The organism is Pseudomonas fluorescens (assembly GCF_003732425.1).
Lineage (GTDB): Bacteria > Pseudomonadota > Gammaproteobacteria > Pseudomonadales > Pseudomonadaceae > Aquipseudomonas > Aquipseudomonas fluorescens_BE.
Window position 1 is genome coordinate 1,237,929 of the sequence record NZ_MOBX01000013.1, and the last position, 23,878, is coordinate 1,261,806.

A 23,878-nucleotide genomic window follows, 5' to 3' on the forward strand; every position below is an offset into this window, starting at 1 on the left:
GATGAACGACAACCTGATTGAAATTCGCGACCTGCGCGTCGCCTTCGCCGGGCAGGCAGTGGTGCACGGTTTGAACCTCGATATCCGCCGTGGCGAATGTCTGGCACTGGTCGGTGAATCCGGCTCGGGCAAGTCGGTGACCGCACATTCGATCCTGCGCTTGTTGCCGGGCAAGAACGTCAGCAGCAGCGGCGCGATCCGCTACAACGGCGTGGATTTACTGCACGCCAGTGAGCAGCAGATGCGCGGCTTGCGCGGCAACCGCATTGCGATGATTTTCCAGGAGCCGATGACTTCGCTGAACCCGCTGCACACGGTGGAAAAGCAGGTCAGCGAAGTGCTGGAAATTCACAAAGGCCTCAAGGGCCGCGCCGCTCGCGAACGGACTCTGGAGCTGCTGGAGCTGGTCGGCATTCGTCAGCCTTTGCAGCGTTTGAAAGCCTATCCGCATCAGCTTTCCGGCGGTCAGCGGCAACGGGTGATGATCGCCATGGCGCTGGCCAACGAACCGGAACTGTTGATCGCCGATGAGCCGACTACAGCGCTGGATGTGACGGTGCAGCAGAAAATTCTCGAGTTGCTGATCGAGTTGCAGCAACGGCTGGGCATGTCGCTGTTGCTGATCAGCCACGACCTCAATCTGGTGCGGCGCATCGCGCAACGGGTGTGCGTGATGCGCCATGGCGAGATTGTTGAGCAGGCCGATTGCGAAACGCTGTTTGGTGCGCCGCAGCATCCTTACAGCCGCTTGCTGATCGAGGCGGAACCGAGCGGCGCGCCAGTGCCCAGTGAGTACGACCACAACCTGCTTGAGGTCGATGATTTGAAAGTCTGGTTTCCGCTGCCCAAAGGGTTGTTCAGTCGCCAGCAGGATTACATCAAAGCCGTGGATGGCGTGAGTTTCACCCTGCAACGCGGCAAGACCTTGGGCATCGTTGGCGAGTCGGGTTCGGGCAAGTCGACGCTGGGTCAGGCGATCCTGCGCCTGGTGGAATCGGAGGGCAATATCCGCTTCGGCAACAAGCAATTGAGCCTGCTCAATCAGCGTTTGATGCGACCGTTGCGGCGGCAGATTCAAGTGGTGTTCCAGGATCCGTTCGGCAGCCTCAGCCCACGGATGTCGGTGCAGCAGATCATTGCCGAGGGCTTGCTGACCCATGGCATCGGCACCGAGGCCGAGCGTGAGGCGGCGGTGATCCGGGTGCTGGAGGAAGTCGGCCTCGATCCGCAGAGCCGCCATCGTTATCCCCACGAGTTTTCCGGCGGCCAGCGCCAGCGCATCTCCATCGCACGCGCACTGGTGCTGGAGCCAGCGCTGATTCTGCTCGATGAACCGACGTCGGCGCTGGATCGCACGGTGCAGAAGCAGGTGGTGGAGTTGTTGCGGCAATTGCAGATCAGGCATGGGCTGACCTATTTGTTCATCAGCCATGATCTGGCGGTGGTGCATGCGCTGGCGCATGACTTGATGGTGATCAAGGACGGCAAGGTGGTTGAGCAGGGTTCGTCACGCGAGATTTTCGCCGCGCCGCAACACCCCTATACCCAGGAACTCCTGAACGCCTCCGGCCTCAAGCCCGACAAAAATCCCTGTGGGAGCGAGCCTGCTCGCGAATACGGTGTGTCAGTCACATAAGTGCTGGCTGACCCGACGCCTTCGCGAGCAGGCTCGCTCCCACAGGGGTTATTGTCGGGTTTGAAATTTATTTTTCAGGCACTGCATCCAAACGTCTCCGTCACGGGTAGTCCTTATAACAGCCCTCTTCGGCTGTCAGCGGTCTACCCTTTTCGGAGATAACACTGATGAACATCACCCAGCTGATTGGCCTCACCGGTTTGCTCGCCCTGTCCTCGACAACCTTCGCCCAAAGCAGTTACCCCGACGCGATCAAAGTTCCGGACGGTCACAAGATCGCCATGGAAACCACCGGCGTCGGCGAGATCACCTACGAGTGCCGCGACAAGCCCAACGCGGCGGGGCAGACCGAGTGGACGTTCGTCGGCCCGAAAGCGGTGCTCAATGATCGCAGTGGCAAGCAGGTCGGCACCTATTTCGGCCCACCCGCCACCTGGCAGGCCAAGGACGGTTCGAAAGTCACCGGTACGCAATTGGCCGTGGCGCCGTCGACTCCGGGCAACCTGCCCTATCAGCTGGTCAAGGCCAACCCGGCCGAGGGCAAAGGCGCGATGAGCGGCGTGAGTTACATCCAGCGTGTCGCGCTCAAGGGCGGCGTGGCGCCGGGCAGTGAATGCACGACGGCGAACAAGGGCAAGCAGGAAGTGGTGAAGTATCAGGCCGATTACATTTTCTGGGCGGCGAACTGATTCCCGGACTAACCGAGATCCAATGTGGGAGCGAGCCTGCTCGCGAATTTGCTGGGTCAGATATGAATGTGTTGCCTGACACTGCGCCTTCGCGAGCAGGCTCGCTCCCACAGGTGACAACTGTGTAATCTGGATGTTTGGGGAATGTGAGCTAGATTGCACGACATGCCTTTAGCCGAATCCGTTTTCGATTACGAAGCCCGGCTCGCTGCCTGTGCCCGTGGCGAGCGTTCGGCCCTGCGCGATTTGTATGTGCAGGAAGGCCCGCGCCTGCTCGGCGTGGCCAAGCGCCTGGTGCGCGATACGGCGCTGGCGGAGGACATTGTTCATGAGGCCTTTATCAAGATCTGGAACGGCGCAGCCGGATTCGACCCGGCGCGCGGTTCGGCACGTGGCTGGATGTTCAGCGTGACCCGGCATCTGGCGCTGAATCTGCTGCGTGATCACGGCCGGGAAACGCCGTTCAGCGAGGCCGACGAAACCGCTGCGGACGATGCCGGCTTGGACGCCCATGCGCATGCGGCGCGCATCCACCATTGCCTTGAACAGCTGGAGCCCCAACGGCGCAGTTGCGTCTTGCACGCCTATGTCGACGGCTACAGCCACGCGCAGATTGCCGCGCGCCTCGACACGCCGCTGGGCACCGTCAAAGCGTGGATCAAGCGCAGCCTCAATGCCTTGCGGGAGTGCATGGGATGACCAGCGAATCAGCGCAAGAACGGGATGAACTGGCCGGCGAATATGTACTCGGCACGCTGTCGTTCGAGCAGCGCATCGAGGTGCAACGGCGTTTGCCCGACGATTCCGAGCTGCGTGCGGCGGTGGACGCCTGGGAACGGCGTCTGCTGGAGCTGACGGATCTGGCTGAACCGCAACAACCGTCGGCGCAGTTGTGGCGGCGCATTGAGCGCAGTGTCGGACGTCTGACGCGGCAAGCACCTTCAACTTCATGGTGGAATCTGTTGCCGCTCTGGCGTGGCTTGAGCGCGGCCGGATTGGCCGCCACATTGATTCTGGGCTCGATCCTGGTGACCCAGACCACGCCGAAACCGAGTTATCTGGTGGTGCTGGTCGCGCCGCAGGACAAGGCCCCGGGCTGGGTGATTCAGGCGAGCAATTCGCGGGAGATACAGCTGATTCCGCTGGGCGTGGTCGAAGTGCCGGCGGACAAGGCGCTGGAGTTCTGGACCAAGGCCGATGGCTGGCAAGGGCCGGTGTCATTGGGGCTGGTCAAACCCGGGCAGGCATTATCGGTGCCGCTGGACAAGTTACCGCCGCTGCAACCGAACCAGTTGTTCGAGCTGACGCTGGAGGGTGCCAACGGCTCGCCGATCGGCAAACCAACCGGGCCGATTCAGGCGATCGGGCGCGCGGTAAAGGTGCTGTGAGGCTCTGACCTGCGGTTTACAGCAACCATCATCGGCATCGATGTTCACCATCACGGCAATGAAGTTCTCATAAAAAATCTGCGGCGTAACATCTGCTCCATACCAACCAACAACACCCCGGAGCACACCATCATGAAACGCCAGACTCTTCTCAGCATCGCTTTCTCGGTTTTCGCCGTTAACGCTTTCGCCGCTACCCCGACTCACACGATGATCGCCGCCGATGGCTCGGATCGTCTGTACCAGAACGCTGTCGCCGCTGATGGCTCCGATCGCCTGCAGGGCAACACTGTCGCCGCCGATGGTTCCGATCGTCTGCAGGGCAACACTGTCGCCGCCGATGGCTCCGATCGTCTGCAAGGCAACACTGTCGCCGCCGATGGCTCCGATCGTCTGCAGGGCAACACTGTCGCCGCCGATGGCTCCGATCGTCTGCAGGGCAACACTGTCGCCGCCGATGGTTCAGATCGTCTGCAGGGCAACACTGTCGCCGCTGATGGCTCCGATCGTCTGCAGGGCAACACTGTCGCCGCTGATGGCTCCGATCGCCTGCAGGGCAACACTGTCGCCGAAGGTGGCGCAGATCGCTTGAACGAACTTCGCAACGCTTGAATGCAGTGCGACATCGCAACAACCCAGAGAAACCCGGCGTACATCAGCCGGGTTTTTTATGTCTGTGTGTTTTATCCCGCCCTGGCCATACAGCGCTTGTAGCGCTCATCCACGCGTTTGGCGAACCAGGCCGTCGTGAGCTTGCGGGTGATCTTCGGACTCTGCAGCACGATCCCCGGCAACACCGCACGCGGAAGCTTTTTCCCCTCCGCTTGCTCCGCCAGTTCGAACACCCGTCGATAGAGCTTGGTCTCTTCGAATTCCAGGGTTTTGCCCTTCTCCAGTTGATCGCGAATGGTCGGATTGCGCATGCCCAGCGACTTGCCCAGAGTGCGCACCGCCAGTTCCGTGCCGCCGGGCATGATCGAGTCGTAGCGGATCAGATCGCCATCAAGCGCCAGCGGAATACCCGAGGCGCGGCTCACCGCATTTTGAAACGCGGCATTGCGACTGGCGTACCAGCCGGCGTTGAAATCGGCAAAGCGATACAGCGGCTCGCGGTAACTCACCCAATAACCGAGCAAATGCGCGATGCCGAAATACATGCCTCCGCGACGGCTGAACACCTCGCGGCGGATGGTGCCGTCCACCGGATACGGATAATCCTTGGCGTGTTGTTCGGCAAACTCGATGCTGACCTGCATCGGCCCGCCGGTGTGCACCGGGTTGAAGCCGCCGAACAGCGTGCGGCCCATCGGCACCCGGCCGATGAAGTCGTCGAAAATGCCACTGAGTTCTTTTTCACTGCGCGCCGCGTTCAGGCGTTCGCTGTAGGTTTTGCCGTTGGTTGAACGCACTTGCAGAGCACCGCTGACCAACAGGCTGGGAATGTGCACTTTGGCGGCGCGACGGTCGATTTCGTCACGGGCGATTTTGCCCAGGCCGGGCACCGTGGGGTCGGCCTGAAAGGTGGATTCCTGCTCGGCGACGGCCAGCACCGAACACAGATTCTGCGTGGTCGGGCTGATGTTCTGCGCGGCAAACGCGGCGTAAATATCGGTGGCCCAGCCTTGCCGGTCGGCCGTCTTGGCCGGCATCAGCCGCACGATCTCGGCCTTCACTTCGGCGGGCGCACGGGGCACCGGTTCCTGGCTGCGCTGCCCCGCGCAACCGGCGAGCACCAGCAGTGCGGCGAGGGTGATCGGTAATCGAAAGTTGTGCATGAAGCCTCATCCAGTCCGTTGTGCCGGGTTCACCATACGTTCAATGGTGTGGCGCAGGCTAGGACTGCGCTGATCTGACCCTGTTCCCTTGATGCTCAGCATCCTTGTGGCGAGGGAGCTTGCTCCCGCTCGGCGCGCGCAGCCGTCGTAAACCCGGTTCACCCGTTGTAATTGAAGAACCCGGAATAACAGGGAACCGGGGCCGCTTCGCAGCCCAGCGGGAGCAAGCTCCCTCGCCACAGTATCCAGTGCATCGGACCCAGGGTGAACCGCGGGTGGCGAAGTTGTCGGGCACCATTGATTTCCAGGCAACACCGCAGCATGAAAAAGACCCGCGCCTTCCCGGTTGCGGGGCTTTTTTGTGGTATCTCATCCAACCCCTTCGCGAGCAGGCTCGCTCCCACAGAGAAATGCATTCCAATGTGGGCGCGAGCCTGCTCGCGAAGGGGCCGGCACTGGCTACCCTTTACATCTGATCCATACTTGTTGCACAGCAAACGGAGGACAGGCCCATGAATCGCAGCGACGTTCTGATCATCGGCGCCGGCCCCACCGGGCTGGTGCTGGCCCTGTGGCTGAGCAAACTCGGCGTGCGCGTGCGCATCATCGATAAAACCTCCGCGCCCGGCACCACGTCGCGAGCGCTGGCAGTACAGGCGCGCACGCTGGAGTTGTATCGGCAACTGGACCTCGCCGACACCGTGGTGCGCAACGGTCATCGGGTGGCGGCAGCGAATTTCTGGGTCAACGGCAAACCAGTCGCGCAATTGCCGCTGAACCGCATCGGTGAAGGCCTGACGCCGTACGCATTCGTCGAAATCTTCCCGCAGGATCAACACGAACGGCTACTGATCGAGCGTCTGGAAGACTACGACGTCACCGTCGAACGCGATACCACTCTGGAAAGTTTCGAAGAGACCGGCGACGGCCTGACCGCGCATTTGCGCCTGCCCGATGGCGAACAGGAAATCTGCCAGGCCTGCTTTCTGGCGGGATGTGATGGCGCCCGCTCAGTGGTGCGCAAAACCCTCGACACCGGTTTCCCCGGCGGCACCTATCAGCAGATTTTCTACGTCGCCGACGTCAAGGCCAGCGGCCCGGCGATGAATGGCGAGTTGCATCTGGATCTGGACGAAGCGGACTTCCTCGCGGTGTTTCCACTGGCCGGCGAAGGCCGTGCCCGCCTGATCGGCACGGTGCGTGATGAGCGCGCGGATCGCGCCGAAAGCCTGGAATTCTCCGATGTCAGCAGCCGCGCCATCGAACACCTGAAAGTGCACATCGAAGACGTGAACTGGTTCTCGACCTACCGCGTGCATCATCGCGTGGCCGAGCATTTTCGCAGTGGCCGCGCGTTTCTGCTCGGCGACGCCGCGCATGTGCACAGCCCGGCGGGCGGTCAGGGCATGAACACCGGCATTGGCGATGCGATCAATCTGGCGTGGAAACTCGCCGCCGTGCTCAGCGGCGCCGCCGAACCACATCTGCTCGACAGCTACGAAACCGAACGCATGGCCTTCGCCCGTCGATTGGTGTCGACCACCGACAAGGTCTTCAGTTTTGTCACCGCCGAGGGCCGTATGGCGGACTTGCTGCGCATGCGCGTGGCGCCGTTTCTGATCCCGAAAATGGCGTCGTTCGAGGCCAGTCGCGAGTTCCTTTTTCGCACCGTGTCACAAGTCACCCTCAACTATCGCGGCATGCCGCTGAGCCAGGGCGCAGCCGGCCACGTCCACGGCGGCGACCGCTTGCCGTGGGCCCATGATGGTGAGGGGGATAATTACGAACCGCTACGACAACCGTGCTGGCAGGTGCATGTGTACGGCGACACCAGCGACGAAATGATTGCCTGGTGCAATGAACACCATCTACCGCTGCATGTGTTCGACTGGCGCCCGGCGTTTGAAGCGGCGGGTTTGGGGCGCAACGGTTTTTATCTGCTGCGCCCGGATACCTATGTGGCGATGGCCGACAATAGCGCCGACCCAAAGGTGATTGAACGGTATTTCCGCGATCACGGGATCCGGCCCTACTTCAACTTCCCCTGACCCACCACAAATCAAATGTGGGAGCGAGCCTGCTCGCGAAAGCGTCGCTTCAGTCAACATGGATGTCAGCTGAAGTACCGCTTTCGCGAGCAGGCTCGCTCCCACAGGGGCAATGCGGTGGTCTTTAGATTCCGGCCAGTGCCAGATCCATCGCGAAGTAAGTGAAGATCAGATCCGCCCCCGCACGCTTGATCGCACCCAGGCTTTCGCGCACCACGCGATCCTCATCAATCGCCCCGGCCTGCGCGCCGAACTTGATCATCGCGTACTCGCCACTGACCTGATACGCCGCCAGCGGCAGGTTCGACGCCTCGCGGATATCGCGGATGATGTCGAGGTAGGCACCGGCCGGTTTGACCATCAGCGCATCGGCACCTTCCTGCTCGTCGAGCAGCGATTCGCGCAGGGCTTCGCGGCGGTTCATCGGGTTCATCTGATAGCTTTTGCGGTCGCCTTTCAGCGCGCTGCCACCGGCCTCGCGGAACGGGCCGTAGAGCGCTGAAGCAAACTTGGTCGAGTACGCCATGATCGGAATCTGGGTGAAACCGGCCGCATCCAGCGCCTGGCGAATCGCCCGCACCTGACCGTCCATCGCTGCCGATGGCGCGATCACGTCGGCACCGGCGCGGGCAGCGGCTACCGCTTGTTTGCCGAGGTTGATCAGGGTCTGGTCGTTGTCGACCTCATGGTTGTGCATCACGCCGCAGTGGCCGTGATCGGTGTATTCGCAGAAGCAGGTGTCGGACATCACGATCATTTCCGGCACGGCGTCTTTGGCGATGCGCGACATGCGCGAGACCAGACCGTCTTCGCGCCAGGTGTCGCTGCCGTTGCTGTCCAGATGATGCGATACGCCGAAGGTCATCACCGACTTGATGCCGGCGCGGGCATAGCGCTCGATTTCGCCGGCCAGTTTGCGCTCGGGAATGCGCATCACCCCAGGCATGCTTTTAATCGGCACGAAGTCATCGATGTCTTCCTCGACGAAAATCGGCAGCACCAGATCATTCAGGCTGAATTCGGTTTCCTGGAACAGGCTGCGCAGGCTCGCATTGCGGCGCAGACGGCGGGGACGTGCTTCGGGGAACTGACTGGACATGGGGGCCTTTCCTGAAAACGGCAGATGAGACGAAAGTCGTAGGGGGCGAAGCTTATGCCTTGCGGGGGTTGGGGTACAAACCTGGATCAATCAAGAGTGCATTACCGGGGGTGCAATAATCCCAGACAGTATCTAAATCCCCTGTAGGAGCTGCCGAAGGCTGCGATCTTTTGATCTTGCCTTAAAAATCAACATCAAAAGATCGCAGCCTTCGGCAGCTCCTACAGGGGCATGTCTTGGTGTCAGGAAGGGATGGTCAGGCCGCGAATGACCGCTGGGCGGGCGAGGAAGCGCTCCAGTACGCGGGTGACGTTGGGGAAGTTCTGAATGCCGACCAGATCACCCGCTTCATAAAATCCGATCAAGTTACGCACCCACGGAAACGTGGCGATATCGGCAATGGTGTAGCGCTCGCCCATGATCCAGTCACGGCCCTCGAGCCGGCCGTCGAGCACCTTGAGCAGGCGTTTGCTTTCGTCGACGTAACGATCACGCGGACGCTTGTCCGCGTAGTCCTTGCCGGCGAATTTGTTGAAGAAGCCGAGCTGGCCAAACATCGGGCCGATGCCGCCCATCTGGAACATCAGCCATTGAAGGGTTTCGTAGCGCTGCGCGCCTTCCTGCGCCAGCAACTGGCCGCTTTTGTCGGCCAGATAAATCAGGATCGCCCCCGATTCGAACAGCGGCAGTGGCTGATCTTCGGGACCGTGCGGGTCGAGGATCGCCGGGATCTTGTTGTTCGGGTTCAGCGAGAGGAATTCCGGCGACAACTGGTCGTTGCTGTCGAATGCGACCTTGTGCGGCTCGTACGGCAGGCCGATTTCTTCGAGCATGATCGAGACTTTGACGCCGTTGGGCGTCGGCAAGGAATAGAGCTGAATCCAGTCAGGGTACTGCGCCGGCCATTTCTGGGTGATCGGGAACGCGGACAGATCGGTCATGGGAAGCATCCAGTCACAAATTAAAGCCCGATCATAATGTAGGCGCTGCACAGGCTGCGATCTTTTGACCTTGAGGCTTTGCAGTCTGCAAAAAGATCGCAGCGTTCGACAGCGCCTACATGAACCGTAACATCCTGTCGCTAACCTGCCCCCAGGCCGCTGAACGTTGCCGTTAGAGTGCTGCGCACTCGGACGATCGAACCAAACGGCCCTCAGGGGACTCTGAGCTATGCCTTTGTTGCAGAGGAAGCCGTTCACGACAGGGAAAACACCCGGTGCTGGGAGCCCGCGGTGTAGAGGTTTGTCAGCCTTAACCGAATTTGCTGAAGAACTTTTTATCTCATGACGATCCTTATGCGATTCGCCAAACGTTTCAAACACCGCGCGTATGTGGCCCTGCCTTCCCTGCTGGCCGTGAGTGCGCTGTTCCTGTCGCTGGAGTCCAGCGAAAGTCGCGCACAACCGGTGGACGGTACGCAGACGCTGGTCTTCCTGCGTCATGCAGAGAAACCCGAGGGAGGTCTCGGCCAGCTCAACTGTCAGGGCCTGAACCGCGCCATCGACCTGTCGACGCTGCTGCCGGAAAAATTCGGCAAGGCCGATTATGTGTTCGCCGCCAATCCGACGCGCAATGTCGAGGAAGGTGAGCTGGACAACTCCTACAGCTACATTCGCCCGTTGATGACCATCAGCCCTGCCGCGATCAAGCTCGGCCTGCCGGTGAACATCGAGTTCTCGGCCAACGACACCAGCGACCTGGCCCGCGAACTGCTGAATGACAAGTATCACAACTCGACGATCTACACCGCCTGGTCCCACGGCTATCTGCCGGAGCTGATCAACAAGGTGGCGGGCAATGCGGTCGGTGAGAAACAGAACATCACCGATGATTGGGCGGGCAACGATTTTGACTCGCTGTACGTGCTGACGCTGACCTGGCACAACGGCAAGGCCAGTCTGCAGAGCCACAGCTACAAGCAAGGGCTGGATCATGGCAAGGAAACCTGCCCGACCTGAGTGTTGTGTGGCCTGACCCGGCCCCTTCGCGAGCAGGCTCGCTCCCACACGGGATTTGTATTTCACTCAGATCCAATGTGGGAGCGAGCCTGCTCGCGAAGGGGCCAGCCGCTACATCCTCAATCTTTCTGGCTGGCCCGCTCACGCAAATACTCAAGCACCGCCCCACGCTCCCCGGCAAACTCGATCCGCCCGCCCTTCTTCTCCCGCTGAAATACATACATCGGGTCGTAGTAATCGCGCAGCAATACGCCGATCCACTCACGAAACAGCTCGACCGAGCCGCTGCACGCCTGTTCGGCCAGCGCCGCTTCCATCTGCAGATACATGCGTTGGTAACGCTCGCCACCCAGTCGACGCTGGATATTGTTCAGGCTGGAAATCAATCGCTCGGCAAATAGCGCGAAACCCTGCTCGCCATGTACGGCGACGAACTCGGCATGCAGGTCGACGACATAATCCTGCAGGATTCGCTCGACCCGATTGTCGAGACTGTCCTCCAGCCATACCAGCGGGGCAGCTTGCATGCCCCGGTACAGCGGCAACGGCAAAGCACAGCTACCGACCACCCGACTCTCGTCTTCCAGGACAAATTGCCTGATCCCGCCGGCGCGTTTTTTCAGCACGTCGACGGCCAGGCGGTTTTCGAAATCGATATTGCCCGGTTGCCCGGTGGCGCGCTTGCCAAAACTCGAGCCCCGGTGATTGGCATGGCCTTCCAGATCCAGACCATTGCTCAACTGCACCAGCACTTCAGTTTTGCCAGTACCGGTCATGCCACCCAGCAGGACCAGATCGCATTCGGCCACAGCCTGATCGACCGTCTCCAGCAGGAACGTGCGCATGGCCTTGTAGCCACCGCCGACACGCGGGTAATCAATGCCGCCCTCGTCCTTGATCCATTGCTGGACAATCTGTGAACGCAGGCCGCCGCGAAAGCAATACAGATAGCCATCGGGGTGGTTACGGGCAAATTCGACCCAGCCTTGAATTCGCTCTTCGCGAACCGTGGAAGACACCAGCCGCTCACCCAGGGCAATCGCGGCCTGCTGTCCATGCTGTTTGTAACAGGTACCCACCTGTTCGCGCTCACGGTCGTTCATCAGCGGCAGATTGACCACGCCGGGGAACGCACCGTGGGCGAACTCGACCGGCGCACGGGCATCCATCATTGGCCGGTCGTTGAGGAAAATGTCTCGGTAGTCAGTGCAGTCGCGGAGCATCAAATCACCTCGACTGCGTGCGTCTGTCGCTCAACCAGTTCGCCGATTGGCGCAAGGTTCAGGCCCAGTTCGGCGGCGACGGCGAGGAATGCTTCATTGCCTTGCGGCGTCACCGCGATCAACAGACCACCGCTGGTTTGCGGGTCGCAGAGCACGCGTTTGTGCAGCTCCTGCACGCGACCCACCTTGCTCGCATAGCTGTCGAAGTTGCGCAACGTGCCGCCGGGCACACAACCCTGATCGAGGTAATACTCGACGCTGTCCAGACGCGGCACACGGTCATAGGCGATGCGCGCGGTGAGCTGGCTGCCATCGGCCATTTCCACCAGATGCCCGAGCAGACCGAAACCGGTAACGTCGGTCATCGCTGTAACGCCGGCGAGTTTGCCGAAACGACTGCCGGGTTTGTTCAGGGTGCACATCCAGTCGCGGGCCACACCGACGTCGGCCGCACGCAACTTGCCCTTTTTCTCGGCGGTGGTAAGGATGCCGATGCCCAGCGGTTTGGTCAGGTACAACAGGCAACCGGCGGTGGCGGTGTCGTTGCGCTTCATGTGGCGCTTCTCGACCAGACCGGTGACGGCGAGGCCGAAGATCGGCTCCGGTGCATCGATCGAATGCCCGCCCGCCAACGGAATCCCCGCCGCATCGCAAACGGCACGACCACCGCGAATCACTTCGCGTGCCACTTCCGGCGCCAGCACATTGACCGGCCAGCCGAGAATGGCGATGGCCATCAGCGGATCACCGCCCATCGCATAGATGTCGCTGATCGCGTTGGTCGCGGCAATCCGGCCGAAGTCGAACGGGTCATCGACGATCGGCATGAAAAAGTCGGTGGTCGAGACCACACCGCGCTCGGCATCAATTTCGTACACCGCCGCATCATCGCGCGAGGCGTTGCCTACCCACAGTTTCGGATCAAGGTTCTGCGCGCCGCTGCCGGCCAGAATCACTTCCAGCACTTGCGGGGAAATCTTGCAGCCGCAACCGGCGCCGTGGCTGTATTGGGTCAGACGAATCGGCTCGCTCATGGGGGAGTCTCAGGCTGTTGATGGGGCCGATTCTAGCAGAGCACGGACGGCCGGACCGAAAGCCAACAGATCAGAAGATCGCAGCCTTCGGCAGCTCCTACAGGGAAACGTAAATCCCCACTGTAGGAGCTGCCGAAGGCTGTGATCTTTTGATCCTGAAAAAAAACCGCCCTTACGGGCGGCTAAAAGTGCTTCGACCCTAAATCAGAAGCCAAGGCTGAAGCTGATGGTCATTGCATGGTCGTTGCTGTCATTCGACAGTTGCCCCGAGTAGCCGACTCCGAGTTTGCCGGTCGGACTGATCTGGAAGTCGACCCCCGCTTCGACGATGGCGCTATCCTTGGCAATCGGCACGCCTTGGGTGCTGAACGAAGCGCCGCCGTCGATGAAGGTCAGATCGGCATCTGGCTTGGTGTCACCAAAGGCATGGCGCCAGCCGAGCGCCGCGCGCGGGGTGAATTGACCGCCGTTGGCCAGGGTGATGACTTTGCCGGCGCGCACACCGAGGGTCGAGAAGGTGATGTCTTGATCGGCATCGGCCTCCAGGCGCCCTACTCCGCCTTTCTCCTTGGCTTTGTCGGTGTCGTAGTTGACGTAGGCCAGACCGGCGAACGGTTCAAGTGCAATGCCACCGGCGTCAAGGGTGTAACCGACTTCACCGAACACCTGGGCGCTGCGTGCGTCGTAGTTGGCTTTCAGACGGTCGTTGTAGCTGCCGACGCTGACGTTGCGCTTGGTTTCGATGTCGTGCCAGCTGTAAGCCGCGCCGAGACGCACCGCCAGGGCATCGAACTGCGAGTTGAGGTACGCCGCCAGGTGGTAGCTTTCGACGGTGGCATCCGAGCGACGATCATGGGCATCGAGGTCGCTGCGGGTGTAACCGGCGGCCATGCCCACGCGCCATTGATCGTCGAGTTGCTTGTCGGTGCCGAGCATGAAGCCGCTGAGGTTGCGGTCGAGTTTCGCCGCGTTGCTGTCGCCATCCGACTCGCCCCAGGCACCGAGTGCCCGCGCCCAGCCGACCATTTCGCCGTGGCAACCGTTGCTGCTCAGTTGGTTGTCACTTGGCGCCAGGGCGCGGCGTGGATCGTCCGCCGCACTGCACGACGGTTGGCGCATGCGATCGTTGACCGCGTCACGCACGTAGCGCGAATCCTCGAGGATGGCGCTGGCGGTGCTGGCATGGATCTCACCCGATAAACTGTCGAAGGCATTACGCGCGCCGGCGACACTGAGGTTGACGATCTCGTTCTGCAACGCCGCCCCTGCCGGGCCGTTGTTCGACAGCGCGGTGGCGGTCCGGAACTGGTTACCGGTGGCGGCGACATCGGCGAACGAATTGCCATTGCGGCTGACCACCAGGTTCACTGCGTTGGCGTCGTACACCAGTGCCGTGTTGAGGAACGCGTATTGCGGCAGGTCCGCTGCGCTGAAGGTGCCATTCACGCCGCCGCCTGCGGTGATCAGCGAGTACGTGGTGTTGCCGGTGAACGGTGCCAGCGAGTTCACTTGCAAGGCGCCGCCCAGCGTCGCGGTGCCCCCTACGGCCAGCGGCGTTGCGGTTGGCGAACTGACTGTCAGCGCCAGCACACCGTCGCTCGCGTTGGTCAGGTTACCGGCCACGCTGAGGGTTCCGGCTTCGGCACCGGAAGTCACCACACCCTGGTTGAGCAGCGAGCCGACGCTGCCGTTACCGCTCAGCCCTGCGCCGCTGGCGACGGTCACCTGCCCGCCCAACGATGCCCGCGCCGCACGACTGCCGACTTGCAGCACGCCTTGATCGACCGACACGGTACCGCTGAACGGCTGGTCACCGGTCAACAGCAAGGTCCCGGCGCCGCGTTTGGCCATCGCCCCGAGACCGCTGAGGCGACCGTTGAACTGGCCATTGACGTTCTGTACAAAGAACAGCGAAGCGTTGTTGAGGATGTTGCCTTGCAGGCTGGTGGTGTTACCGATCAGCGTACCGCCGCTGACCGTGGTGCCACCGCTGTAGGTATTGGCACCACTGAGCACCAGCGTACCGGAGTCGAGTTTTTCGATCCCGCCAGTGCCCGCCAGTGGTGCGGAAACTTCCGCACTCGCGCCAGCGTTCACTCGCACGGGTGCAAGGCTGCCATCCGCGCCATTGACCGGGGTCAGCGTACCGCCAGCCCCCGGAACCAGGCTGTAGCCGCCGGAGAGGAATTGCAGACCGGTGAAGTTCTGATTGCCCTGCACGGTAACAGTACCCGCCTGACCACCGAACACGGCGAACTGACCATTGGAGGCCAAGGCCTGCGTGCCGTTCGGGTCGGTCCAGTTGGTGCCTGGCCCCCACACACCACTGCCGCCAGCGATGCTGCCATCCGGATTGGTTTTGCCGCCGTTCCAGAACTGCACCTCGCCCGGCGTACCTTGCACCAGCAGGTTGATCTGATTGGCAATAGCGGTTTGCAGGGTCAGGTTGGCCGCCGACACCGGCAGGCTGCCATAGACCAGACCGTTGTCGGTCAGGCTGCCGCCGTAGCTGAACAATTGATAGACACCGGTGCCGAAACCGCCGGCGTTGCTGACGTTGAGGGTACCGTCGAGGGTCAGGTTGCCCGCGACATTGACCACCGTGGTCGAGCTGGTTGCGGAGCCGAGGCTGAAGTCCAGGTTGGTCCCCGAGGACAATGCCAGCGAACCGACCGACAACGGCGTCGCCGTGCCGCCACCAGCCAGCGTCGCACCGGCGGCCAGTTGCACAGCGCCGCCGAACTGGCCGCCACCGCCGATGCCCGCGCCGCTGGCGACGTTGACGTTGGCGCTGTTGAGCACGCCGTTGACGATCAGGTTGCCGGCCTGCACCGAGGTGTTGCCGGTGAAGGCGTTGTTGCCCGTCAGCAGCAAATCACCGGTCCCGGTTTTGTTCAGCGTACCGGCGCCAGTGAGGTTGCCGGTGTAGCTGCCATCGGCGTTTTGTTCGAAGGTCAGGGTCGCGTTGTTGACGATTGCACCTTGCAGGCTGCTGGTGTCACCACGCGTCGTCCCGCCGTTCAGCGTGGTGCCGCCGCTGTAGGTGTTGGCACCGCTGAGCACAAGATCGCCGCTGCCGTTTTTCAGCAGACTGCCGGTGCCGGTCACCGCACCGAGCAGCGTGGTGTTCTGGCTGCCTGCGAGGGTCAGTTGCGCGCCGAGGTTGACGGCATTGGCCAATTGCAGCGCCGAGGTGCTGTCGAGCGTGCCATTGCCAGTCACATTGAGCGCAGCGCTGCTGAGTGCACTGTTGTTGCCGAGTATCAGCGTACCGCCCGCGAGCTGAGTGCCGCCGCTGTAGGTGTTGCTGCCGTTGAGGGTCAGGCTCGATGCGCCAGTCTTGATCAAGCTGCCCGCACCGCTGACCACACCGCCGAGGGTCAAGGCGTTGGAACCGGCAACGGTCAGGCCACCGTTGACGACCACGCCGTTGCCCAGCGTAACGGCGGTATTGCTGTCCAGAGCGGTGCCGTCAGCTGCGGTCAACACTCCAGTGCCAAGCGCCGCGTTGTTACCGACCACGATCTTGCCACCGTTAAGCGCCGTGCCACCGGTGTAGCCGTTGGCCGCGTTGAGCACCAGCGTACCGCTGTCGTATTTGCCCAGCGTGCCGCTGCCATTGAGCGCAACGCCGAGGGTTGCCGTGGCGTTCGGGTCGACCCGCACCGTGGCATTGCCGAGCGAACCATTGACCAGGTTCAACGAACCCGCCGTGCCGTTCACCAGACTGTAGCCATCGGTGACGAACTGCAGGCCGGTGATGGTTTGCGCGCCATTGACGGTCACCGTGCCGGCCGCGCCCTGGAACACCGCGAAGCTGTTGCCCCACGCCTGGTTGGTGGTGCCGTTGACGTCGGTCCAGTTAGTGGTGCCGGTGCCCCAAGTGCCGCTACCGCCCTCTACCGAACCATTGGCCACCAGCTGATTGCCGTCCCAGAACTGCACGGTGACGCCCGGTGCGGTGACCAGCAGGTTGATCTGATTGGCCAGCGCGGTTTGCAGGGTCAGGTCGCCCGGCGTCACGCTGCCCGGCACGGTGCCGATCAACATGCCGTTGTCGGTCAGGCCGCCGGTGTAGTTGATCAGCCGATAGACGCCGCTGCCAAATCCACCGATATCGCTGACGTTGAGCGTGCCGTCGAGGGTCAGGTTACCGCCGACATTGACCAGCGCATTACCGCCACCGGACACCGGTGTGCCGAGGCCGACGTCGAAGTTGGCGTTGCCGTTTAACACCAGCGAATCCACCGACAAGGTGCTGCCGGTGACGCCCGCCAGATGACCGCCATCGGCCACCGTCACCGCACCGGTCAAGGTGCCGCTGCCACCGAGGGTGCCGCCGTTGTTGACCAGCACATTGCCGCTGGCCAGCGAGCCGTTGACCTGCAGGGTGCCGGCGTTGACGTTGGTGTCGCCGGTCAGGTCGCTGATGCCGCTGAGGGTCAGGGTGCCGCTGCCGAGTTTGCTCAGGCCACCGTCACCGCTGAGAATGCCCGCGAACGTGCTGCTGACGTTGTTGCCACCGAGGCTCAGGGTGTTGCCGGTACCGATCAGTGCCGTGCCGCTGCCGGTGAGGCTGGCGAGGCTGCCCGAGGCGCCAAGGTTGAGCGCCGCGCCGCCGCCAAGATTGACCGTGGCGTTGTTGCCCAGCGCCGTGCCACTCAGGGTGGTCAGGCTGCCGGACAGTACATCGAAAGTGCCGCTGAAGGTGTTGTTGCCGGACAGCGCGACGTCGGCCAGACCGTTCTTGGTCAGGGTGCCTGCCCCGGCAATCACGCCGCCCAGGGTCAGGTTGTTGTTGCCGGCCAGGCTCAGGTTGGCATTGACGTTGAGGTTGTTGGCAAGCACCAGCGGCGCGGAGTTGTCGAGGGTCGAAGTGCCCGCGACGGTCAGCGCACCGGAACCCAGTGAGGCGCCGGTTCCAAGCGTCACTGTGCCGGCGTTCAACGTGGTGCCGCCGGTGTAAGTGTTGATGCCGTTGAGCGTCAGGTTCGACGCGCCATTCTTGATCAGCCCGCCCGCGCCGCTGACCACACCGGCGAGGGTCAGGTTGTTGCTGCCGGTGTTGCTCAGGTTGGCGTTGAGCACGATGTTGTTGCCCAAGCTCAGCGCGCTATTGCTGTCCAATGCCGAAGCGCCGGCAACGCTGAGGTTGCCCAGACCCAGCGCCGAGTTGCTGCCGGCGGTCAGGGTGCCCGCGTTGAGGGTGACGCCGCCGAGGAAGTTGTTATTGCCGCTGAGAGTCAGGTTCGACGCGCCGTTTTTGCTCAGGCTGCCAGCACCATTGAGCGTGCCGGCCAGGCTCAGATCCGCCGTGCCGACAATGCCGAGATTGCCGGCGAGGTTCACCGCGTTGTTCAGCGAAACTGCGGTGGCAGCATCCAGCGTAGTACCGCCCGCAGCATTCAGCGTGCCGGAGCCCAGCGCCGAGTTCGACGCCAGGATCAACCCACCAGCGTTCAACGCTACCGGGCCGAGGAAAGCGTTGTTGCCACCAAGGGTCAGGTTCGCCGCGCCGTTTTTGATCAGCCCGCCGGTGCCGCCAATCACCCCGTTGAGGGTCAACGCATTGCTGCCGACCACGGTGAGGTTGCCGTTGAGCGTCGCGGCATTGCCGAGGGTCACGGCAGTGTTGCTGTCCAGTTGCGTACCGGCGTTGGCGGTCAGCGTGCCGCTGCCCAGCGCGGTGTTGCTGCCGACGATGATCTTGCCGCCGTCCAGTTGCGTGCCGCCGCTGTAAGTGTTGGCGCCATTAAGCACCAGGGTGCCGGCGTCGAGTTTATTGAGAATGCCGCTGCCATCGATATTGACGCCGATCGTGCCGGTGACGCCCGGATCGACCCGAACTGCTGTGGTGCCGCCAGTGCCGTTGACGGCAGTGAGTTGCCCCGCCGCGCCGTTGACCAGGTTGTAGCCGTCAGTGACGAACTGCAGGCCGGTGAACGCTTGCGTACCGTTCACCGTCACCGTGCCCGCACTGCCCTGGAACACCGCGAAGTCGCCGGCCCACGGTTGGTTGACCAGGCCGTTGGCATCGGTCCAGTTGGTGCCGACCGCGTTCCAGGTGCCGCTGCCGCCATCGACCACGCCGTTGGCAATGGTCTGGCTGCCGTCCCAGTAACGGATGTTGCTGTTCGGCGCCGAGACTTGAATGTTGATCTGATTGGCCACCCCGGTTTGCACCAGCAAATCGCCGAGGCCGTAGCCGACCGGCACGCTGGCCACGTCCAGACCGAGGTTGGTCAGGCTGCCGGTGTAGTTGAACAAGCGATACACACCGACGCCGAAACCGCCGGCATCGGTGACATTGAGATTGCCGTCGAGAGTCAGGTTGCCACCAACGTTCATCAGCGACGAGGTCGACGGCGTACCCAGTGCCACATCAACGTTGCTGCCGGCGCCGAGCGTCAGCGAAGACGCAGACAGGGTATTGCCCGATGACAACGCAAGATGCCCACCGTTGTTAATGTTCACCGAGCCGAGCGCCGAGCCGGTGCCGGTCAGAGTGCCGCCGGTATTGACGTTGAGTTGTGCACTGCCCAGCGAACCACTCAGGTTCACAATACCGCCATCGATCGCGGTGTTGCCGGTAATGCCGTTGATGCCAGTGAGGTTCAAAGTGCCAGTGCCGACTTTGACCAGACCGCCGCTGCCGCTGAGGTCACCGTCAAATGTACTGGTGACGTTGCCGCTGCCGACGGTCAGGGTGTTACTGCCGGTCAGTTGCACACTGCCGCTGCCGGTCAGCGCACCGAGGCTGGCGTCGCTACCCAGATTCAGCCCGGCGCCGGCGCTGATGTTGACGCCGGAGGTGTTGCCCAGCGCGTTGGTGTTGAGCGTGGTGACGCTGCCGGAAACGATGTTCAGCGCGCCGGTGAAGGTGTTGTTGCCCGCGAGGGTCAGGTCCGAAAGACCGTTTTTGGTCAGGCTGCCAGCACCGTCGATGATGCCGTTCAAGCTCAGATCGTTGTTGCCGGCGACGGTCAGCCCGGCGTTCAGCGTAATGGCGTTGCCGATGCCGAACGATGCACTGTTATCCAGAGTCGCCGCACCGCCGACGGTCAAGCCGCCGCTGCCCAGACCATTGGCATTACCCAGGGTCAGGGTGCCCGCGTTGAGGGTGGTGCCGCCGCTGAACGTGTTGTTGCCGTTGAGGGTCAGGTTGGCCGCACCGTCCTTGATCAGTTGGCCAGTGCCGCTGGTGACGCCGCCGAGGGTAAGGTTTTGCGTGCCGCCAACGGTCAGCGCCGCATTCAGGGCGACGGCATTGTTGAGGCTGACCAGCGGCGAATTGCTGTCCAGCGTTGCCGCGCCAGCGACGGTCAGCGCACCGGAACCCAGTGCCGAGCTGTTACCGACGGTCAGTGTGCCGGCGTTCAGCGTGGTGCCGCCGAGGTAGTTGTTGGCGGCGTTGAGAATCAGATTGGCCGCGCCGTCTTTCACCAGACTGCCAGCGCCGCTGACCAGACCGGTCAGGGTCAGATCCGCCGTGCCGCCGATGTTCAATGCGCCAGCCAGCGCCACGGCATTGTTCAGGCTGACTGCCGTATTGACGTCCAGCGTGGTGTTCGTCGCCGCGTTCAACGTACCGGAACCCAGCGCGGTGTTACTGCCGACAATCAGTTTGCCGGTGTTCAACGCGGTGTTGCCAAAATAAGTGTTGGCGCCGTTGAGGGTCAGGTCGGCCGCGCCGTTCTTGGTCAGCCCACCGATACCGGCAACCACGCCGCCTAGGGTCAGCGCATTGGTGCCGCCCACCGTCAGAGTACCGCCGAGGTTGACGTTGTTGGCCAGCGTGGCGGCGATGCCGGCATCCAGTGTGGTGCCGTTCGATGCGTTCAGTGTGCCGGTGCCGAGTGCGGTGTTGGAACCGACCACCAGCGAACCGGCGTTCAGCGCGGTGGTGCCGCTGTAAGTGTTATTGCCGTTGAGGGTCAGGCTCGATGCGCCGGTCTTGATCAAACCATTGCTGCCACTGATCACGCCGCCGAGAGTCAGCGCGTTGGCGCCGCCAGCGGTGAGGTTGGCATTGAGGGTGATCGCGTTGTTCAGGGTCACCGCCGTGCTGCTGTTGAGGGTGCCCGCCCCGGCCACGGTCAGTGCGCCAGTGCCCAGCGCCGCGGCGTTACCGACGGTCACACTGCCGGCGTTCAATGTGGTGCCGCCGCTGAACGTGTTGGCGCCGCTGAGGGTCAGGTTGGCCGCGCCATTCTTGATCAACTGACCGGCACCGTTAATCAAACCGGACAGAGTCAAGCCGCTGCTGCCACCGATGGTCAGGGCACTGCTGTTGAGGTTGACAGCGTTGGTCAGATTGACGGCGGTGTTGCTGTCCAGCGTTGCCGAATCGGTGACCGACAAGGCGCCGGTGCCCAGCGCCGCAGCGTTCCCCACGGTGAGGGTGCCGGCCGCCAGCGTGGTGCCGCCGGTAAAAGTGTTGGCGCCGTTGAGCACCAGATTGGTGAACCCGCGTTTGGTCAGCCCGCCATTGCCGCTGACGACACCGCCGAGGGTCAGGTCGGCGCTGCCGCCGATCTCCAGATTGCCGCCGAGGCTGACGGCGTTGGTCAGTGCAACCGCGGTGCTGGCGTCGAGGGTGGTGCCCGCCGCCGCAGTCAAGGCGCCCGAGCCCAGCGCGGTGTTGGAACCGACAATCAGCGTGCCGGCATTCAGCGTGGTGCCGCCGGAGAAGGTGTTGTTGCCGCTGAGGCTGAGGTTGGCAGTGCCGTTCTTGATCAGATTACCGGCACCGCTGATGACGCCGCTCAGGCCCAGCGCCTGCGTACCGCCGATGGTCAGATCCGCCGCCAGCGCGACGGCGTTGGCCAAAGTCACCGCCGTGGTCGCATCCAGCGTGGTAGTCGCCGCCGCATTCAGTGCGCCAGTCCCCAGCGCGGTATTGCTGCCAACGAACAGGCTGCCGGCATTGAGCAGCGTGTTGCCGCTGTTAGTGTTGTTGCCGCTCAGGGTCAGGCTGGCGCTGCCGGATTTGGTAATCCCGCCAGTGCCAGACAACACGCCGCCCAGAGTCAGGGCATTGCTGCCGAGCACGTTGAGCGCGCCAGTCATCGCGATGTTGTTGGCCAAAGTGACGTTGGCGGTGCTGTCGAGACTGGTACCGGCGGCCGTGTTCAGCGCGCCGCTGCCCAGCGAGTCGTTATTAGTCACCAGCAGGCTACCGGCACTCAGGGTGGTAGTGCCGGTGAACCCGGTGTTGGCGCCACTGACGGTGAGGCTGCCGCTGCCGGTTTTGGTCAGGCCGCTGCTGCCGCTGATCAAACCGCCGAGGGTCAGCGCGCCAGTACCGCCGGCGGTCAATGTGCCGCCGAGGCTGATGGCGTTGTTCAGGCTGATCGTCCCGGGGGCGCTCAGGGTTGTCGCGCCGGTCACGTTGAGGGTGCCGGTGCTCAGCGCCAGGTTGTTGCCCAACTGCACGGTGCCGCCATTGAGCGTGGTGTTGCCCAGGTAGGTGTTGGCAGCGCTGAGGTTCAGTTGTCCGGAACCGACCTTGGTCAGGCCACCGCTGCCGGAAATGACGCCGCTCAGGGTGGTGGCGTTAGTGCCTTGGACGGTCACCCCGCCCGCGCCGAGGGAGATCAGGTTGCTGACGTTCAACCCGGCATTGCTGGCCTGCAGAATCCCGCCGTTGGAGGTGATCACGCCGCTGCCGAACGTGGCGTTGTTGTTGAACTGGGCGACACCGCCATTGAGCGTGGTCGCGCCGCTGACCAATGGCCCCTGTAAGGTCCAGGTGCCACTGTTGAGGGTCAGGTTGTTGAAGTTGACGTAGGTCGCGCTCGAAGCGGTGCCGACACCCGTGGTGCCGCCGCCGACGCCGATCGGGTTTTGCAGGATCAGGCTGTTGGTGCCGCCCGCGCCGCCATCGACCGTACCGGTCGGGGCGAAGGTCAGGTTGATGCCGATCAAACCGCCGAGGCCGACGCTGATCTGTACACCGTCACCGACGTTGACGCTGGAGCCGGTCACCGCCGTGAAGGTGTTGGTGCTCGCCGCACCCATCGACACACCGCCGTTAATCGCACCGGCGTTGGTGAAGGTGTTGCCCGCCGCCGAGGTCTCGAACGCGATCCGGCCGTTGATGACGCCGGTGCTGCTGTTGGTCATGTTGACCTGCGAGCCGCCGTAGACGCCGACCACCGGGGTGTCGGCCAGGGTGATGCCGCCGACCGACAAACCGGTCGACGTGATGGTGCCGTTGTTGGTGATGCTGGTGGTGCCGGCAGCAGCGTTGTTCACCGCAATGCCGAGGCCGTCGATGCTGGTCAGGTTGAGGCCGAGCAACATGCCCGTGCCGCGAATGATCCCGCTGGCGTTGTTGAGCACGCTGACCGTACTCGTCGCACCCGTGCCGATGAATGCACCGCCGCTCAACACTGAAACCAGGCCGAGCAGCGCCGGGTCAATCGTGCCGGAGTTGTTCAGGGAGATATTCACCCCGGTCAGGTCCATTACATGACCGCCGAGGGTCGCGTTCATCTGCGCCCCGCTGTTGACGTTGACCGTCAAACCGCTGGTGGCACTGGAGAAGTTGTTGAGAAACAGCGGCAGGCTTGGCACGCCGGTACAGGTCACGGTGGAACCTGCCGTGGAGCATGTGGCCAGTGCAGGTGTGCTGACGCCGCCGAACAGCAGTCCGGCAACGCTCAGGTGCACAGCAAGGGAAAGAGGGGAAAAACGCGAAACGAGGGCAACACCAAACCTTGCTTCCACGGGCTACTCCTTGTAGTGGCCTGAATCTTCCTTGAGGGGCGTGCACAAGCAGCGGGCTTATTCGACACGCGAATCAAGACTGCGACGGTCATTACAAAACCGTTCTATTCCTGACACACGCTAGTCGACGCCCTGCAATGGGGCATTGGTTAAATGGCATTAATACTTTGGTGCTATTGGCCTCTGTCATGAGTTCTTCAACCCATACCCACGGTACTTCAGCCTGCCGCAGCCCCCTGTAGGAGTGAGCCTGCTCGCGATAGCGGCGTGTCAGTCAGCCCATCCTTTGTTGATAAA

The 23,878-nt window shown here is 62.5% G+C and carries 13 protein-coding genes; 7 read left to right on the top strand and 6 right to left on the bottom strand.

Annotation, left to right across the window (positions count from 1 at the left end):
* The first annotated feature begins 1 nt into the window (after position 1).
* From BK670_RS16135 to BK670_RS16160, 5 genes are all read left to right on the top strand, one after another.
* Entirely contained in the window at positions 2-1,636 is a 1,635-nt protein-coding gene (locus tag BK670_RS16135; RefSeq protein ID WP_123451006.1) for an ABC transporter ATP-binding protein, read from the top strand.
* A gap of 167 nt (positions 1,637-1,803) precedes the next feature.
* Positions 1,804-2,325: a DUF3455 domain-containing protein gene (locus tag BK670_RS16140; RefSeq protein ID WP_093433916.1), complete on the top strand. Its 522-nt coding sequence runs from the start codon at positions 1,804-1,806 to the stop codon at positions 2,323-2,325.
* A gap of 165 nt (positions 2,326-2,490) precedes the next feature.
* On the top strand, positions 2,491-3,024 hold the full coding sequence (locus BK670_RS16150) for a sigma-70 family RNA polymerase sigma factor (protein WP_123451010.1): 534 nt from the start codon (positions 2,491-2,493) through the stop codon (positions 3,022-3,024).
* Positions 3,021-3,713 carry an anti-sigma factor gene (locus tag BK670_RS16155; protein ID WP_123451012.1) on the top strand — a complete coding sequence of 231 codons (693 nt, stop codon included), beginning with the start codon at positions 3,021-3,023 and terminating at the stop codon, positions 3,711-3,713. Before BK670_RS16150 ends, BK670_RS16155 begins: the two co-directional genes overlap by 4 nt.
* A 132-nt stretch (positions 3,714-3,845) precedes the next feature.
* A complete protein-coding gene (locus BK670_RS16160) occupies positions 3,846-4,325 on the top strand; it encodes a hypothetical protein (protein WP_110721273.1) in 480 nt (159 codons plus the stop codon).
* 71 nt (positions 4,326-4,396) lie between these two features.
* Here the strand turns inward: BK670_RS16160 and BK670_RS16165 are convergent, their stop codons facing one another.
* Positions 4,397-5,488: a DUF1615 domain-containing protein gene (locus BK670_RS16165; RefSeq protein WP_123451014.1), complete on the bottom strand. Its 1,092-nt coding sequence runs from the start codon at positions 5,486-5,488 to the stop codon at positions 4,397-4,399.
* Between the two features lie 512 nt (positions 5,489-6,000).
* Between BK670_RS16165 and BK670_RS16170 the strand changes: the two genes are divergently transcribed.
* Positions 6,001-7,536: an FAD-dependent oxidoreductase gene (locus BK670_RS16170; RefSeq protein ID WP_123451016.1), complete on the top strand. Its 1,536-nt coding sequence runs from the start codon at positions 6,001-6,003 to the stop codon at positions 7,534-7,536.
* Between the two features lie 124 nt (positions 7,537-7,660).
* Here BK670_RS16170 and hemB read toward each other — a convergent pair whose 3' ends face one another.
* Both hemB and BK670_RS16180 read right to left on the bottom strand, forming a co-directional pair.
* Positions 7,661-8,635, bottom strand: a complete 975-nt coding sequence (hemB, locus tag BK670_RS16175; RefSeq protein ID WP_123451018.1) for a porphobilinogen synthase — start codon at positions 8,633-8,635, stop codon at positions 7,661-7,663.
* A 242-nt stretch (positions 8,636-8,877) separates the two neighbouring features.
* Positions 8,878-9,576, bottom strand: coding sequence for a glutathione binding-like protein (locus BK670_RS16180; protein WP_123451020.1), 699 nt, complete (start codon positions 9,574-9,576; stop codon positions 8,878-8,880).
* 342 nt (positions 9,577-9,918) lie between these two features.
* Between BK670_RS16180 and BK670_RS16185 the strand changes: the two genes are divergently transcribed.
* Positions 9,919-10,593, top strand: coding sequence for a histidine phosphatase family protein (locus tag BK670_RS16185; protein ID WP_123451022.1), 675 nt, complete (start codon positions 9,919-9,921; stop codon positions 10,591-10,593).
* Between the two features lie 119 nt (positions 10,594-10,712).
* On the opposite strand, the gene mnmH is transcribed toward BK670_RS16185, so the two are convergent.
* The 3 genes from mnmH to BK670_RS16200 all read right to left on the bottom strand — a co-directional run bounded on the left by mnmH (position 10,713) and on the right by BK670_RS16200 (position 23,581).
* Positions 10,713-11,816, bottom strand: a complete 1,104-nt coding sequence (mnmH, locus tag BK670_RS16190; RefSeq protein ID WP_123451024.1) for a tRNA 2-selenouridine(34) synthase MnmH — start codon at positions 11,814-11,816, stop codon at positions 10,713-10,715.
* Positions 11,816-12,850, bottom strand: a complete 1,035-nt coding sequence (selD, locus tag BK670_RS16195; protein ID WP_123451026.1) for a selenide, water dikinase SelD — start codon at positions 12,848-12,850, stop codon at positions 11,816-11,818. Before selD ends, mnmH begins: the two co-directional genes overlap by 1 nt.
* Positions 12,851-13,054: 204 nt before the next feature.
* A complete protein-coding gene (locus BK670_RS16200) occupies positions 13,055-23,581 on the bottom strand; it encodes an autotransporter-associated beta strand repeat-containing protein (RefSeq protein WP_123451028.1) in 10,527 nt (3,508 codons plus the stop codon).
* Between the last annotated feature and the right edge of the window lie 297 nt (positions 23,582-23,878).